The sequence below is a fragment of the Bacillus sp. WC2503 genome (genome assembly GCF_052682895.1).
In genome coordinates this window covers 1,236,893-1,250,904 of sequence record NZ_JBQYMD010000001.1, presented here as the reverse complement: position 1 = coordinate 1,250,904, position 14,012 = coordinate 1,236,893, and the positions used below count along the sequence as shown (strand labels likewise).

Below are 14,012 nucleotides of genomic sequence, written 5' to 3'. Positions count from 1 at the left end.
AAAATCCATTGAAAAAATTTTTCAATGGATTTTCCAAAATATATTTATTTTTATTTTAAGAATGCACTTAGCATCCATACATGCTGTTCTAATGTCGTGTGAATTGCTAGTAACATATCAGCTGATGTTTCATCGCCAGCTTCACCAGCAACTTCCATACCTTCTTTTAATTCTTGAATAAGTGCAGAGTAATCATTCACTAAAGTTTGCACCATTTCCTCAGCTGATTCCTTGCTTGTCCCCTCACTGACACTAGATGTTGCAAGATATTCTTTCATTGTCGCTAACGGTTTACCTTCTAACGCCAAAATACGTTCTGCTAACTCATCAATATACGTCCCTGCTTCATTATAAAACTCTTCAAATTTCTCATGTAATGTAAAGAAGTGTGGTCCTGTCACATACCAGTGATAATTATGTAGTTTCACATATAACACATTCCAGTTTGCTACCTGCTTGTTTAATACTTCAACAACATTTGTTTTCGTACTCATACAATCCACTCCTCTTATCGTTTTGTAATGCTTATCTTTTAATAACCTAATTACATTTTACCATACATTTCCTACCCTTTCGAATGATTGGCTCATATGTAACAAAGTTTTAACACCTTTAATATTTCCCTAATATCATACAATTCATGTATTTTTTCAACTACTTCATATGTCTAATCGTCCAAGCTGCTACATATGCATTATAGTAAGTCAAGCTCATCATAGAAGAAAGAGGGATAACATGGACAATCAACAATGGCAAGTAGCAAAGAAAGTTGCTGCTACTTATATCGGAACTGTCGTTGGAGCTGGATTTGCTACTGGACGAGAAATTGTTGAATTCTTTACAGTGAACGGATTATACGGAACAATTGGTATATGTGTAAGTGGATTTTTTTTTATTTGGCTCGGCACAAAGATGATGTTACTTTCATCACAAATCGGGGCATTTTCAGCGCAAGATTTTAACAAATATTTATTTGGAGATGTATTCGGAAATGTTGTAAATACATTATTACTACTCGTATTATTTGGTGTAACGAGCGTTATGCTATCAGGGGCTGGGGCGGTATTTGAAGAGCAACTTCGTTTACCAAGACAACTCGGTATTCTCATTACAGTTATCGCCTGTCTCATTATAGGTAGCCGCGGATTACAAGGTGTTTTTGAAGTAAATACACTTGTCGTACCTATTATGATGATATTTATTATAGGACTTGCTATTACAACCTTTTTCCACAGTACAACACCTATTAGTAATACTATTCCTGCAGAGAGCTGGAATATGAAGTGGATTACTAGCCCTATTACATATGTCGCTTTAAATCTTTCTCTCGCCCAAAGCGTTCTCGTCCCGTTAGCCGGTGAAGTAAAGGATCGAAAAGCCATTTTGTGGGGTGGAATTTTAGGTGGTGCAGGACTTTCTTTAATTTTATTATGCAGCCATTTAGCTATCTTATCAGTCGACCAATTTTATCAATACAATATCCCAATGGCTGAAGTCATAAGAAGATTTAATGCAACTTTTCACTTTTTCTTTGTTCTTATTATTTTCGGTGAAGTGTTTACAACTTTAGTTGGTAATGTGTTCGGGATGACAAAACAAATGCAATCTATCACTGGGTGGAAAAGTAACAATATTATTTTCTTCATTTTACTAATTAGTTATTGCTTTAGTTACATCGGTTACAGTGAACTACTCCACATTCTATATCCAATCATCGGATGGGTAAGTATCGTTCTCCTTCCAATCATTGCTTTTAAACAACTTCAAAAAACATAAAGAAAGCATCCATTTTATTGGATGCTTTCTTTATGTTCATTCACAATCATCACATATTTCCCAGTACGGTCCCATTTCCAATGCCAAATATGGCTTTAATTGCAATCGAATCATTCGACTAGGCATGCGCTCTAAAACGAATTGAATCCCTTCTTCATCCTCGTCTAATTCAATTTTTGAAATAGCAATTCTTTGCATAGTAGAAATAGGAATTCCATCTTTATATAAAGTGATTTTCACCTCATCATATTCATTAAAATACAATTCAATACTCATTTGATTTTTCAACATTTCATCAACAATTTCATATTTATCATTTTGTTCTTGGATTATATATTTCCAGCCACCTCTATCTTTTTTTGGAGCTGCTTGAAATAATGTCATCAAATCCTCGTATAGCATAAGATAACCCCTCTCTTACTAAAAAACGATGAGTATTTTATATACCCTTTATCTCTATCACTATCCATAGTCATTGTACCATATATCACCGTTCTTACCGTATTCATTTGCTTCATTAATACTTACAAAACACTTTATTCTATCTTCATTATTATGTATCTTAGTCCGTTACTTACTATTCTACTGTAAGTTTTATTCAACACCTATTTTTTATTTGCTCATAACAAAAAAGAAGAGTGATATATATCACTCTCCCTAAATAAATTTCCCTGTAGCTGCTATTGCTAATACTATAATTAAAATTGTAAATAATAATGAGACAATTAAACTAAAAATGGGTAATGCTTTCTTTTCATTCTTCTTAAAAAGTAACTTTAAACTAAGAAGGATGTTTACTGGTACGAGTATGAAATAGAAATATTTAACAATTTGCACCGAGCTATCCGAAAGTGTTTTTAAAATAAACACTTCAATTAGAAACACCAAAAAAAATGAAATACTTAGCCAAAATGAGACATAACTAAGCCAAGAATGTCTTTTTGTACCCCAATACACTCCCATAATAATCTCCTTTATTTGTATTCTATATGATTGTAATTATACACAAAGTTAACAAATACCTCTATTTTTCGACAAATAATATGAGAAATTCAGTTTTAAACATCATTAAGCTATTCTCCATCCTCATTCATTATAAGCATAAATTCATCGCAGTTATTGCGTAAAAAAAAGACTGCCCCAATAGCATTCTGCTATTGGGGCAGTCTTTCTCTTTTAAACTTTAAATCTTTCAATTAATCCTTGCAACTCTTCAGCCATTTGAGATAATGTACCAGCTGCGGAACCAATTTCCTCCATCGAAGCTAATTGTTCTTCAGCAGACGCTGCGACACTTTGTGTACTCGTCGCATTATTCTGTGCTGTCATTGCAATTTGCCCGACTGAAATAGATACTTCATTGGCACCTTTTGACATCCCATTAGCCGTTTCAACCATCGTTTTAATTTGATTAGCAATTTCATTTGTAGATTGTAAAATCTCAGCAAAATTTTGCTTCGTTTCATTTGCAATAACTAGTCCAGATTGAACTTCTTTATTTACATGACCCATAGATTTTACTGTCTTACTCATATCATCTTGTATTTCACATATTAATTTACTAATTTCACTGGAAGATACGCTAGATTGCTCTGCCAATTTACGTACTTCATCTGCAACGATCGCAAATCCTCTTCCGTGCTCACCAGCTCTTGCAGCTTCAATTGCAGCATTTAAAGCAAGAAGATTTGTTTGATCTGCAATATTTTGGATTACTTCTAATATTTCACCAATTTGCTTTGATTTATTATTTAATAACTGTATAACTGCATCGGATTGTGAAACAGATTCTGCAATAGACTGCATTTGATTAACTGTTTTCCCTACTAACTTTCCACCATCTTCTGCTTTTTCACGAGTATGAGTAGAAGCCGTATTAATAGATGATGAACTATTTGCTACATGCTGAATTCCTTCTGTTACATCAAACAGTAACATTGCACCATTTTCTACACTTGTTGTTTGCGTCGTTGCCCCACTTGATATTTCATCCATTGCCATTGTAATTTGTTCCGTTGCTTCACTCGCTTGTCTTACACTAGCAGTTAGCTCTTCTGATGCCGCTGCAACATGCCCGGCCGAATCATTAATTCTTCCAATTAACGTTCGTAGTGAATCTGTCATCTCATTAAATCCTTTTGCAAGTTGACCAATTTCATCGTTTGAATGAATTTCAATTGTTTGCGTTAAATCTCCTTCACTTATTTCTTTAGAAGTGGCAACTAATCTCTTTAAAGGTTTTGTAATAGAAAGCGTTACGAAATAAATAAGTGCCCCTCCTACAACTAGTGAAATAATCATAACAATTAACATATTATAAAATACAGGCTGAGCAGCTTCGATTATTTCATTTGAGTACATCGTTCCACCGATTTTCCAACCTGTTTTTAAATTTGTAGCAAATACCATTTTCTTTTCACTACCGTCATACGTGTATGAAAAAGCGCCCTGATTATCTTCGTAAATTCTCTTTGCCCAAGAATCAGCTGCTTTATCACCTGATTTTTCTTGCGGGTGAGCAATTATTTTTTGTTTTCCATCTAAAATGAAAGTATATCCTTTTTTACCAATATTGATTAACTTTGTTGTTTTCAATAAACTCTCTAAACTTAAATCTACCGCAACAACACCATTTTTATCTTCTGTTTGTTTCGCAATCGTTACGACAATATGTCCATTTCCTTTTGCCTTATACGGTTCAGTGACCACGATTCCACCTTGTTTACTCACTGCATCTTTATACCAAGAACGAGTTGTTGGATCATAATCTGCTGCCATTTGTATATTGGGTTCTTGCACAAATTTCTTATCATTGCCGGCAACATATACTTGTTCAATATCTTTATTTAAATTAATATACTGAGATAACACCTTTCTTAATTCATCTTGATTATCTCCTTGATACATATCACTATGAACCACTCGTGCAAAGTTATTTATTTCGTTAAATTTCGCCTCAATCATTTGATTGATTAAATTATCTAATATTTTTATATTATCGTGAGCACTACTCGTAATTTGTGATTCAAAATTCTTTTTAGCCGTTTGATAAGACATTCCTCCAATAATAGAGACAGCTGCAATTAAAATTACCAAAAATGAAATTAATAGCTTTTTTGCTACTTTTATATCTCGAAACCACCTTAACAGTTTACTCATTATAAACCTCCTACATTTAAATATTAAGTTTTAAGGATGAATAACTAATTATGAATATATCCCATTCCCTATCCTCTATTTTTACAATTCGTTTTTCATAAACACCTTGTAAAGTTTAAACAAATATTCCCCCTTTGTCTATATATATGAATAATATTATTATAAAATTTGCAAATACAAAAAACCAAAGGAATAGTCCTTTGGTTTTTTACATTTTTTTATGTTGTTTAGAAATCTTCTTCCACTTATCACGCTCAGCTCTTGCGAGAATAGCATCTTGTTTTCTCATAAAATACGCCAATTCTCTTTGCAACTTTTTATAGCTTTGCAAACGATTTATCTTCATTAGCCCGTTATCAATTGCTTTATGCACTGCGCATCCTGGTTCATTTTCATGTTTACAATCTCGGAAGCGGCATGTTTTTGCAAATTCTTCAATATCAGAAAATGTTGTCTGGATTGCATCGCTTCCTTCCCAAAGCTGTAACTCTCTCATGCCAGGAGTATCAATGACTAAGCCCCCACTCGGTAGTTGGAACAGTTCACGATGAGTTGTCGTATGTCGCCCTTTACTATCTTCCTCACGTATATCTCCCGTTTTCGCTATCTCAATTCCTACGAGTGCATTTAACAAAGTAGATTTTCCAACCCCTGATGAGCCGACTAAAGCAATTGTTTTTCCTGAAGCAACAAATTGTTGTAACGAGTCAATACCTCTATGCTCTAAACTATCGACGACGAAGATCGGAACACCAATTGCAACAGCTTCCGTTTCTACAATTTTTTGTTCCACATCTTCACATAAACTACTTTTTGTTAAAACAATAACAGGCATTGCACCACTTTCATACGCTAATAGTAAATAACGCTCCAACCTTCTTACGTTAAAATCATGGTTAAGTGCATTCACTAAAAATAAATAATCAACATTTGCTGCAATAATTTGTTCTTCAGTTCTATTACCAGCTTCTTGTCTTGAAAAAGAACTTCTTCTCGAAAAAATACGATGAATGATTGCCTTTTTCTCATTTTCTATTTTCTTTATATACACCCAATCACCAACTGCTGGGTAATCTCCTTTCGTTACCGCTTCATGTCGAAACTTCCCAGACAGTTCTGCCATATATTCACCGTCATTACAAATAATGCGATATATATGCTTATGCTCAAGTAAAATACGCCCTACTTCATAATTCTGCTCTACAGCTTGCTCTTCAAAAAATGAATCCCAGCCGAACGACTCTAAAATATTTTGATTCAAATCAATATCCTCCCTAGTTTGTACTAAGTGGAAGGATTGCGAACTATCTTATATAATATCGCCCTTTCCATCCACGTTTGTATTTAATTTATTATTCATTACAGTCATATTCGCCATAATACATCACTCCGATCTTATTTTAATTACTCTCATTATATGGAATATTAATTTAAAAAGCTACTTTATTTGACGTAATTTTCAAATAAATCTCTCTTTAACATTCTAATTTGTCCACGGTGATTAATTTCATCTTCTATCACATGAAACCAAAGATAGTGCTGGTTATACGCTACATCGTTAGGCCACTTTCTTTCTGACATTAGCCATGTATCATCTACTTTACTCAAATACTTTAGCGACTCTTCTCGAACACTTTGCAAAAGTTGTACATAATACTGTATTTCATGACCATGAATCGTTCTCCCAACTTCCCCTAAATACAGTGCATCTTCCCATATTTCTAATTCTTCTTTTGTAAAGTCACGATTTTGAAATGAAATAAGCTGATGGGCTTTTTCTATAGATGCCATATGTTTTAATAAGGCGCCAATTGAATTCCCACCACTCGGCATAATTAAATCTAATTGCTCAACTGATAGATTTTCTATTTCCTGTAATGTTACCGCCCTCGTATGCTCCAGCATACTCACTAATTCCCCTATATTTTTCGTATAACCATCTACACTTCTTATTCGATACTCTATATTCATATCACACACCTCTTTCTGTATTCATATTATTGTAAATATGATTCATATAATAGACTGAAATATATCAGAATTTTCTGTTATAATTAAATTGAATAAGATTTACCCAAACAAACTTTCTCAATATGCTTATATGAAATATGAAAAGGAATCAATATGAAAAAATCGAATCTTATTCACTAAAAGGAGTGGATTCGATGGAAATGTATCAATGGCTAACCGCAGTTCTCGTTGGTGGCATTACTGGCTTCGTTTCCCATCTAATCAATAACCAAGGTAAGTTATTGCTTCCACGCCGTTTGAAAACTTTTTTTCATTTTGGATTTTTAACTGATATTTTCACTGGTAGCCTAGCCGCACTTCTTGGACTCGTTTTATTCGATGTCACCGCAATAAAGGAAATTATAAAAGTCTCCATTGTGACTGCTATTTCCGGTCAAACTTTTTTACTTCACCAAGCTCTAGGTGGTGAGCAGGCTAAAAATACGCAAATTGGAAAAGCTGATGAGAAGATTCAAGAAATTGACAAATTATTACGACGTTAGTCTATACTTTCTTTAAAAATTATTGTTATAATGAAAAATATATATTTTCTATTGCGTCGTTTGTCAGAAGAAAGGGTGTTTCGTATGACAAAAAAGAAAATAGAAGATTTCTTAACAAACACCGAAAAAGAGGAACTGCTAGAAAACTATAAATGTTTACGAGAAGCCCGCACAAAAAGCGAAGCTAACTATTTTGGTGAAGAAGTAAACCATCTACTAAATAAAGCAAAACAACGAATTATTAAAGATGCAGGCATACATGATGAAAATGCAGCAACTGTTCAATCAAAGAGAAAAGCACTGTTTTAGTTATATTAGCTAAAACAGTGCTTTTTATTTACAAAGATTTTCACCATAAGCATTTTTCACATTACTTTCACATCTATTTCACAAATATAAGTAATCCTATATGTTAAACTAAGTATATCCTTTTCCGAGGAACTATATGCCGATATATAAATCCCTATCTTTATAGGGATTTTTTATTTTTATACTATATGCTGTTTATATAGTATAAAAGAAAAGGAGCTTAGCATGCGATCTTCCTCTTCCTCACTACTCTTCTAATATTAAATCGATTTCTTTCCTTGCACCTTCATTCAATGATACATCCACCGCTCTTACACTTTCCCTTAGTTGCTCTGCCCGCTTCCCGCCAGGAATAACAGTATCAATTCCTTTGTTGTTTAATAACCATGCTAACGCTAAATGAGGCAATTCAATATTATTTTCTTTAGCTACATCTTTTAACTTTTCAACTTTTTTAAAGTTACTCTTATATGTATTTTCTTCGAATAGATTTACACTTTGACGCCAATCCCCTTTATCCAACTCAAAATCTTCTGTATATTTACCACCTAATATCCCAAAGGCAAGAGGCCCATACGGTATAAATGAAATACCTTCTTCTATACAATACGGCAATAGTTCTTCCTCGGCAGTACGATTTAACATATTGTAAGGCGATTGTACAACATCAATATGACCATGTTGATTCGCTTCTTTTAATTGTTCTATGTTTACGTTAGATATCCCAATTGAACGGATTTTCCCTTCTTCTTTTAGACGAATAAGCTCTCCGATTGAATCTATGTAACTTGTTTCAGGATTTATAAAGTGTAAATAATATAAATCAATATAATCTGTCTGTAACCTTCTTAAACTATTTTCCACAGCATTTCTTAAATAGCTTGGTTCATTGTTAATATACGTTTCTCCATTTAATAACGGCTGAATTCCACCTTTTGTAGCAAGTACAAACTCGTGGCGTTTCTCTTTTAATACCTCTCCTATCAATTCCTCCGATCTACCAAAACCGTATGAATCCGCTGTATCAAAAAATGTAATTCCTTGCAGGATTGCTTCTTCTATTAATCGTTTTCCTTCTCCCTCATTCACATCAACATATAAATTATGCCCCCTACTGCATTTGTACCTAAACCCAACTTTGAAATATTTAGTCCAGCCTTTTGCAATTTTATATACTTCATTTTTTCTCCCCTTATATTTCTATTGTTCGAATATAATTGAACAATAGAAATATATCACTTTATATGCTATAGTGCAAATATATTAACTTATACAAGTAGGTGAAAAAATGCGTACACTCTATCATCCAAATCGAGAAGAAATTCAATTTTCTTCTGTCCTATATGCACTTAGCGACCAAATTCGTTTACAAATTGTAAATATGTTACTAGAGAAAAATGAGCAATCTTGTGGTGCGTTAAACATTCCAATCGCAAAATCAACTTTATCTCACCATTTCAAAGTTTTACGTGAATCAGGTGTCATGTATACACGTCTTGAAGGAACACAACGTTTCATTTCAATTCGTGAAGATGACTTAAATGCTAGATTCCCGGGTTTATTAAACGTTGTATTACATGCGACAGAACCATACTAAAAAACATCTCACTTACAAATGAGATGTTTTTTAGTATTTGTTATTCTTTTAATAGATCTATTAATCCATTCCCTTCAGATGTACGCTCATATCCTAAAGGTACAGTTCTTTTAATAAGTTGCGCGTAAATTTCTGGCTCTGATAACTTTCTGCCATATTCTCTTTCGCACTGCTTAATGAGAAGTGCTAATGCACCAGCGACATGCGGCGTCGCCATTGAAGTTCCACTTAATACAGCATATTTCCCCTCTGGATACGTAGATAATATTTCATCACCTGGCGCTACTAAATCAATTTCTTGATTTGAATTACTAAAACATGCGATTTTCCGCTCTAAATTGACAGCACCAACTTCAATTACTTCAGCATAAGCACCTGGGAAATCTAGTTCCTCCGTATTATCATCACAATCTCCATCATTTCCTGCAGCACATACAACGAGAACATCTTGATTTACTGCATTTTGAATAGCTTCATGTAATTCCGGAACGTCTTGCGGACCACCAAGTGACATTGAAATAACTCTGACTTCTTCTTTATTAGGTCCTCTCCAATTTACAGCGTAATGAATCGCCTCAATAATTTGCTCATAGCTACCAGAACCATCTCCCGCTAAAACCTTTAACACTAGCATTTTAGCAAGAGGTGCGACTCCTAAAACACCGACATCATTTTCAGTCGCTGCAATCGTCCCCGCTACATGAGTCCCATGGCCGTTATTATCAAGGTAAATGTTCGGATCTCCTTCATAATCTTTCGTGAAATTTCTCCCACCAATAATACGATCTTTTAAATCTATATGATTAATATCACAACCTGTATCTAATACGGCAACGACAACATCTTTTCCTTTCGCACTCTTCTCCCATACTTGTGGAGCGTTAATCAGTTGTACACCTGGTGGAATTTCATTTACTTGTTCAACCACCTTATTTACGGTAAACGGAATCAATTGTATACCTTTTTGTTTATTCGCTGTACTACTGTTCATCGTAATCCCTCCTGAAAATATATTATTTTCATTTCAGACCACTATTGAATAGGTTTACATTTAACATTCGTTTTAACTGTTCTATTTTCCTTCATTTTAAATGTTTCTCAATATAACTTACTAACATTTATCCCGTGCTTTGCAGGCAATAACAGTTCAAATCATTCAACGAATGTATAAAAATAAAAGGACCATTAAATGGCCCTTTTATAGTTTTTTTAAAGAATGATATATAATCTTTAAAATATTATAAATGAAAACTAAATCTCACTTTTTTTTAAAAATTTCTCTATTTCTTTTATTAAATGTTTCGCTCCATCTATACTAACAGTAATGTTTCCATTTGCTAATGATATGTTCTGGTCTGAAACATCACCTGTTATTTGACAAGCATTGTAAGGTTCATATTTTTGTAAAATGACTTTATCTTCATCTACGAAAATTTCAAGTGGTGATTTAATTTGTATCCCTAATACATCTCTTAATTCTTTAGGAATAACAATTCGTCCTAATTCGTCTACTTTTCGAATAACTCCTGTTGCTTTCATATTACTCCCCCCTTACTCTCTATTAATTTTCCACCTCGCTTTTTCCATTTTATCACTTTTTGGCAATACTTGTATCTTTTTAGAAAATTTTGTACTCAAGTTAAAAAAACACAGTTAACGAATACGTAATCTCTCTTTCAATTGTTTTAAATAACGAGATCGTATTATTAAGAAGTATACAACTTGAATTCCTACGAAAATACTTAATACAATTGTATTTTCTTTAAACAGTGAGTACTCAAACATCTGTCCTAACGCAGTTAACGCTACTGCCCCATGTAATGTTGCAACACCTATCGGAACGAAGAATAAAAGTGCCAATCGAATTGTAACTACTTTCGATAATTCCCCACTCGTTAAGCCAACTTTTCGAATCATTTCAAATAACCGAGTATCATCCTCCAAATCAGAAAATAAACGGAAGTAAAGGAAGCTTCCTGCACATACGAAAAATACAATACCAATAAAGAAACCTACAAATAAAATTGGTCCTGCGATTTGTAAACTTTGGTTTTGTTCGTACTCTTCTGCACTAAACGTTGCATGTTCTTCATAAGGCTTCATCTGACTCGTAAGTTCTTTACCAACCTCAATTTCATCTTTCATTCCTTCAGTTTTATACATATAATCTTTTGTTTCTATAAATCCACCTTGTAATGAATCATATTGATTATTAGGGATTACATAAACATTTCCTCTTAATATTTTCCCCAATGAAGACGAAGTAACTTTTTTCACTTTTAAATGTTCATTCATATTAGGTAAAGTAATTTCTTTTCTTTCTTTCATCGGTGGTCCTGGTATTTCGGCCGACAAAAATAAAACCTCTTTATTTGCTACAGTATTAAATGGTTCTCCTGTTAACTTTGCATATTCCTTATACTCTGATTCTTTTATAAAAATGGCGCTTCTTAATGACTGCTCCTCCGTTTTCTTCGATGAGATATTAGTTTTTGAAGCTGCTATATTATGTTTTTTTAGTCCCTCATCGATGATCTTTAGATGCTGTGATTCATTACTATTCCCTTGCTTAGAGTGGTAATGAAACGCAATTGGCCTCTCCATAATCCCTTTCGTCATTGATGCAAAGCCAACTAATGTACCTATTGCCGAAAATGCTACAGTTGAAATTATCGTTACAATAAAGAACATTCTTGCGTTATCTCTCATACGGTACGCTAAATCTGACAACGTAATAATATTTGTCTGTGTCCAATAGAAACGTTTACTTTTTTTACATAGCCGAATAATAAAGACACTCAACTGCTTGTACAGCAAATACGTACCAATAATGACTACCGTTGTAACCGGAATCATCATCACAAATACCATAGCACCATGTGACATAAGAGCGCCTGTATAACCAGTACTAAGCAATACTACTGCTAATATAGAAGAAATACTCGATGCTTTCGGTTCTGGCTTCGCCTCTGCTGATCCTCTAAACAATTTCATAATATTATTTTTACGAACCATTCCGGCACTAAATAATGAAATAATCATAAATAATATGAAAAACATAATACTCGTTACAACAACTGCTTTCATTGGAATGTAATAGGATAAGGAAATATCTAGTTTTAATATCATTGGGGCTACAAAAATTAATACTCCTGAAAACAACATACCTGAAAGAATCCCGAAAATAATTGCCCCTATTCCAATCATAATATTTTCAAAGAAGATAAGACGCTTTAATTGATATTTCGTCATACCAAGCATCATTAAAATTCCTAGTTCACGCTTTCTCGTTTTTAAAAACATTCCCATTGAATATAAAATAAAGAAGAATGTAAATACGTAAATAATAGACTGTGCAAACGACATACTTACAAATACATACTGTCCTAATTCTCCTGCACTTAATGCCGGATGAAACGCAAAAAACGAATATACAAAAAAGGCCATAATTGCAAATGCACTACTCAAAAAATATGCTGAATATGTCCGTCTATTTCGCGTTACATTCCGATATGCGAGTTCTCTAATGTTCATATTACTTCTCCGCCCTTCTACTAACTATGCTTTTATAGTAGTAAAGTAGGGAAATACCTTCCATCGATTCAAATGACAAAAACCTTACATTTTTGAAAGGTAAAAAAATTGCTTAAACGAAACAGTTTCATTATAATGACTACATTCATATTCATACACACACCCTATTGTATATTCGTTAGTTTTGCGAAATAATAAAGGATAGAAGTATGTACCAATATATACATAAAAATTTTTTATTTACCGCTTTAATATGAATAGGAGGAAAACATAATGACATTACAAGAACAGATTATGAAAGCATTACATGTTCAGCCTGTAATTGATCCGAAAGTAGAAATTCGTAAACGAGTTGATTTCTTAAAAGATTATGTAAAAAAAACAGGTGCGAAAGGATTTGTACTTGGAATTAGCGGCGGCCAAGACTCTACATTAGCAGGACGTTTAGCACAGCTTGCAGTTGAAGAAATTCGTAACGAAGGTGGTAACGCAACGTTTATCGCTGTACGTCTTCCTTACAAAGTGCAAAAGGATGAAGATGACGCACAATTAGCATTACAATTTATTCAAGCTGATCAATCAACTGCATTTGATATCGCTTCAACCGTTGATGCTTTTTCAAATCAATACGAGAACTTATTAGGTGAATCATTAACTGATTTCAATAAAGGTAACGTGAAAGCTCGTATCCGTATGGTTACACAATATGCAATTGGTGGACAAAAAGGTCTACTTGTTATCGGAACAGATCATGCTGCAGAAGCTGTAACAGGATTCTTTACAAAATTCGGAGATGGTGGTGCAGATTTATTACCATTAACGGGGTTAACTAAGCGCCAAGGACGTGCTTTATTACAAGAGTTAGGTGCAGATGAGCGTCTTTACTTAAAAATGCCCACAGCTGATTTATTAGATGAAAAGCCAGGTCAAGCTGATGAAACAGAATTAGGCATTACTTACGATCAATTAGATGATTATTTAGAAGGTAAATCAGTTCCAGCTGACGTTGCAGAAAAAATCGAAAAGCGTTACACAGTGAGTGAACATAAAAGACAAGTACCAGCGTCAATGTTTGATGATTGGTGGAAATAAAACATAAAAAAGAAGCTAATCTTTTAGCTTCT

Annotated in this window: 14 protein-coding genes and 1 pseudogene; 5 read left to right on the top strand and 10 right to left on the bottom strand. The window is 33.6% G+C overall.

Translation table 11 applies throughout. The features are described 5' to 3' along the window. Positions 1 to 50: 50 nt before the first annotated feature. Positions 51 to 494, bottom strand: a complete 444-nt coding sequence (locus ACUN26_RS06555; protein ID WP_000105199.1) for a Dps family protein — start codon at positions 492 to 494, stop codon at positions 51 to 53. Positions 495 to 735: 241 nt separating this feature from the next. Here ACUN26_RS06555 and ACUN26_RS06550 point away from each other — a divergent pair, with 241 nt between their 5' ends. After that, complete coding sequence (locus ACUN26_RS06550) at positions 736 to 1,776, top strand: YkvI family membrane protein (protein WP_000370197.1); 1,041 nt, start codon at positions 736 to 738, stop codon at positions 1,774 to 1,776. 36 nt (positions 1,777 to 1,812) lie between these two features. Here the strand turns inward: ACUN26_RS06550 and ACUN26_RS06545 are convergent, their stop codons facing one another. The 5 genes from ACUN26_RS06545 to ACUN26_RS06525 all read right to left on the bottom strand — a co-directional run bounded on the left by ACUN26_RS06545 (position 1,813) and on the right by ACUN26_RS06525 (position 6,906). Next, entirely contained in the window at positions 1,813 to 2,178 is a 366-nt protein-coding gene (locus ACUN26_RS06545; RefSeq protein WP_000965089.1) for a DUF3979 family protein, read from the bottom strand. A gap of 255 nt (positions 2,179 to 2,433) precedes the next feature. Then, positions 2,434 to 2,739 carry a hypothetical protein gene (locus ACUN26_RS06540; RefSeq protein WP_000539577.1) on the bottom strand — a complete coding sequence of 102 codons (306 nt, stop codon included), beginning with the start codon at positions 2,737 to 2,739 and terminating at the stop codon, positions 2,434 to 2,436. 213 nt (positions 2,740 to 2,952) lie between these two features. Beyond that, positions 2,953 to 4,935 carry a methyl-accepting chemotaxis protein gene (locus ACUN26_RS06535; protein ID WP_000040625.1) on the bottom strand — a complete coding sequence of 661 codons (1,983 nt, stop codon included), beginning with the start codon at positions 4,933 to 4,935 and terminating at the stop codon, positions 2,953 to 2,955. Between the two features lie 208 nt (positions 4,936 to 5,143). Further along, positions 5,144 to 6,196, bottom strand: a complete 1,053-nt coding sequence (rsgA, locus tag ACUN26_RS06530; protein WP_001073071.1) for a ribosome small subunit-dependent GTPase A — start codon at positions 6,194 to 6,196, stop codon at positions 5,144 to 5,146. 182 nt (positions 6,197 to 6,378) lie between these two features. Continuing rightward, entirely contained in the window at positions 6,379 to 6,906 is a 528-nt protein-coding gene (locus ACUN26_RS06525) for a DinB family protein (protein ID WP_001019819.1), read from the bottom strand. Between the two features lie 194 nt (positions 6,907 to 7,100). On the opposite strand from ACUN26_RS06525, the gene ACUN26_RS06520 reads away from it, so the two are divergent. Further along, positions 7,101 to 7,448, top strand: coding sequence for a DUF4257 domain-containing protein (locus ACUN26_RS06520; RefSeq protein WP_000426317.1), 348 nt, complete (start codon positions 7,101 to 7,103; stop codon positions 7,446 to 7,448). Between the two features lie 84 nt (positions 7,449 to 7,532). Continuing rightward, complete coding sequence (locus tag ACUN26_RS06515; protein WP_000162608.1) at positions 7,533 to 7,757, top strand: hypothetical protein; 225 nt, start codon at positions 7,533 to 7,535, stop codon at positions 7,755 to 7,757. 246 nt (positions 7,758 to 8,003) lie between these two features. Here ACUN26_RS06515 and ACUN26_RS06510 read toward each other — a convergent pair. Beyond that, a pseudogene (locus ACUN26_RS06510) lies at positions 8,004 to 8,938 on the bottom strand (aldo/keto reductase). Positions 8,939 to 9,045: 107 nt separating this feature from the next. Here ACUN26_RS06510 and ACUN26_RS06505 point away from each other — a divergent pair. Continuing rightward, the gene (locus tag ACUN26_RS06505; protein WP_001259900.1) at positions 9,046 to 9,354 is read left to right on the top strand and encodes an ArsR/SmtB family transcription factor; all 309 of its coding nucleotides are present in this window, start codon (positions 9,046 to 9,048) and stop codon (positions 9,352 to 9,354) included. A gap of 40 nt (positions 9,355 to 9,394) precedes the next feature. On the opposite strand, the gene ACUN26_RS06500 is transcribed toward ACUN26_RS06505, so the two are convergent. The 3 genes from ACUN26_RS06500 to ACUN26_RS06490 all read right to left on the bottom strand — a co-directional run bounded on the left by ACUN26_RS06500 (position 9,395) and on the right by ACUN26_RS06490 (position 12,888). Next, positions 9,395 to 10,345 (bottom strand): serine protease, encoded by a 951-nt coding sequence (locus ACUN26_RS06500; protein ID WP_001089053.1) that lies wholly within the window; start codon positions 10,343 to 10,345, stop codon positions 9,395 to 9,397. A 260-nt stretch (positions 10,346 to 10,605) separates the two neighbouring features. Continuing rightward, entirely contained in the window at positions 10,606 to 10,893 is a 288-nt protein-coding gene (locus ACUN26_RS06495; RefSeq protein ID WP_000648323.1) for an AbrB/MazE/SpoVT family DNA-binding domain-containing protein, read from the bottom strand. Between the two features lie 114 nt (positions 10,894 to 11,007). After that, complete coding sequence (locus tag ACUN26_RS06490) at positions 11,008 to 12,888, bottom strand: FtsX-like permease family protein (protein WP_001026012.1); 1,881 nt, start codon at positions 12,886 to 12,888, stop codon at positions 11,008 to 11,010. Between the two features lie 273 nt (positions 12,889 to 13,161). On the opposite strand from ACUN26_RS06490, the gene nadE reads away from it, so the two are divergent. Further along, positions 13,162 to 13,980, top strand: coding sequence for an ammonia-dependent NAD(+) synthetase (gene nadE / locus ACUN26_RS06485; RefSeq protein WP_000174898.1), 819 nt, complete (start codon positions 13,162 to 13,164; stop codon positions 13,978 to 13,980). Positions 13,981 to 14,012 lie beyond the last annotated feature (32 nt).

Coding starts and splice junctions, on each gene's coding strand:
- ACUN26_RS06555 (WP_000105199.1), bottom strand. CDS start 494: ATGAGTACGAAAACAAATGTTGTTGAAGTATTAAACAAGCAGGTAGCA.
- ACUN26_RS06550 (WP_000370197.1), top strand. CDS start 736: ATGGACAATCAACAATGGCAAGTAGCAAAGAAAGTTGCTGCTACTTAT.
- ACUN26_RS06545 (WP_000965089.1), bottom strand. CDS start 2,178: ATGCTATACGAGGATTTGATGACATTATTTCAAGCAGCTCCAAAAAAA.
- ACUN26_RS06540 (WP_000539577.1), bottom strand. CDS start 2,739: ATGGGAGTGTATTGGGGTACAAAAAGACATTCTTGGCTTAGTTATGTC.
- ACUN26_RS06535 (WP_000040625.1), bottom strand. CDS start 4,935: ATGAGTAAACTGTTAAGGTGGTTTCGAGATATAAAAGTAGCAAAAAAG.
- ACUN26_RS06525 (WP_001019819.1), bottom strand. CDS start 6,906: ATGAATATAGAGTATCGAATAAGAAGTGTAGATGGTTATACGAAAAAT.
- ACUN26_RS06520 (WP_000426317.1), top strand. CDS start 7,101: ATGGAAATGTATCAATGGCTAACCGCAGTTCTCGTTGGTGGCATTACT.
- ACUN26_RS06515 (WP_000162608.1), top strand. CDS start 7,533: ATGACAAAAAAGAAAATAGAAGATTTCTTAACAAACACCGAAAAAGAG.
- ACUN26_RS06505 (WP_001259900.1), top strand. CDS start 9,046: ATGCGTACACTCTATCATCCAAATCGAGAAGAAATTCAATTTTCTTCT.
- ACUN26_RS06500 (WP_001089053.1), bottom strand. CDS start 10,345: ATGAACAGTAGTACAGCGAATAAACAAAAAGGTATACAATTGATTCCG.
- ACUN26_RS06495 (WP_000648323.1), bottom strand. CDS start 10,893: ATGAAAGCAACAGGAGTTATTCGAAAAGTAGACGAATTAGGACGAATT.
- ACUN26_RS06490 (WP_001026012.1), bottom strand. CDS start 12,888: ATGAACATTAGAGAACTCGCATATCGGAATGTAACGCGAAATAGACGG.
- nadE (WP_000174898.1), top strand. CDS start 13,162: ATGACATTACAAGAACAGATTATGAAAGCATTACATGTTCAGCCTGTA.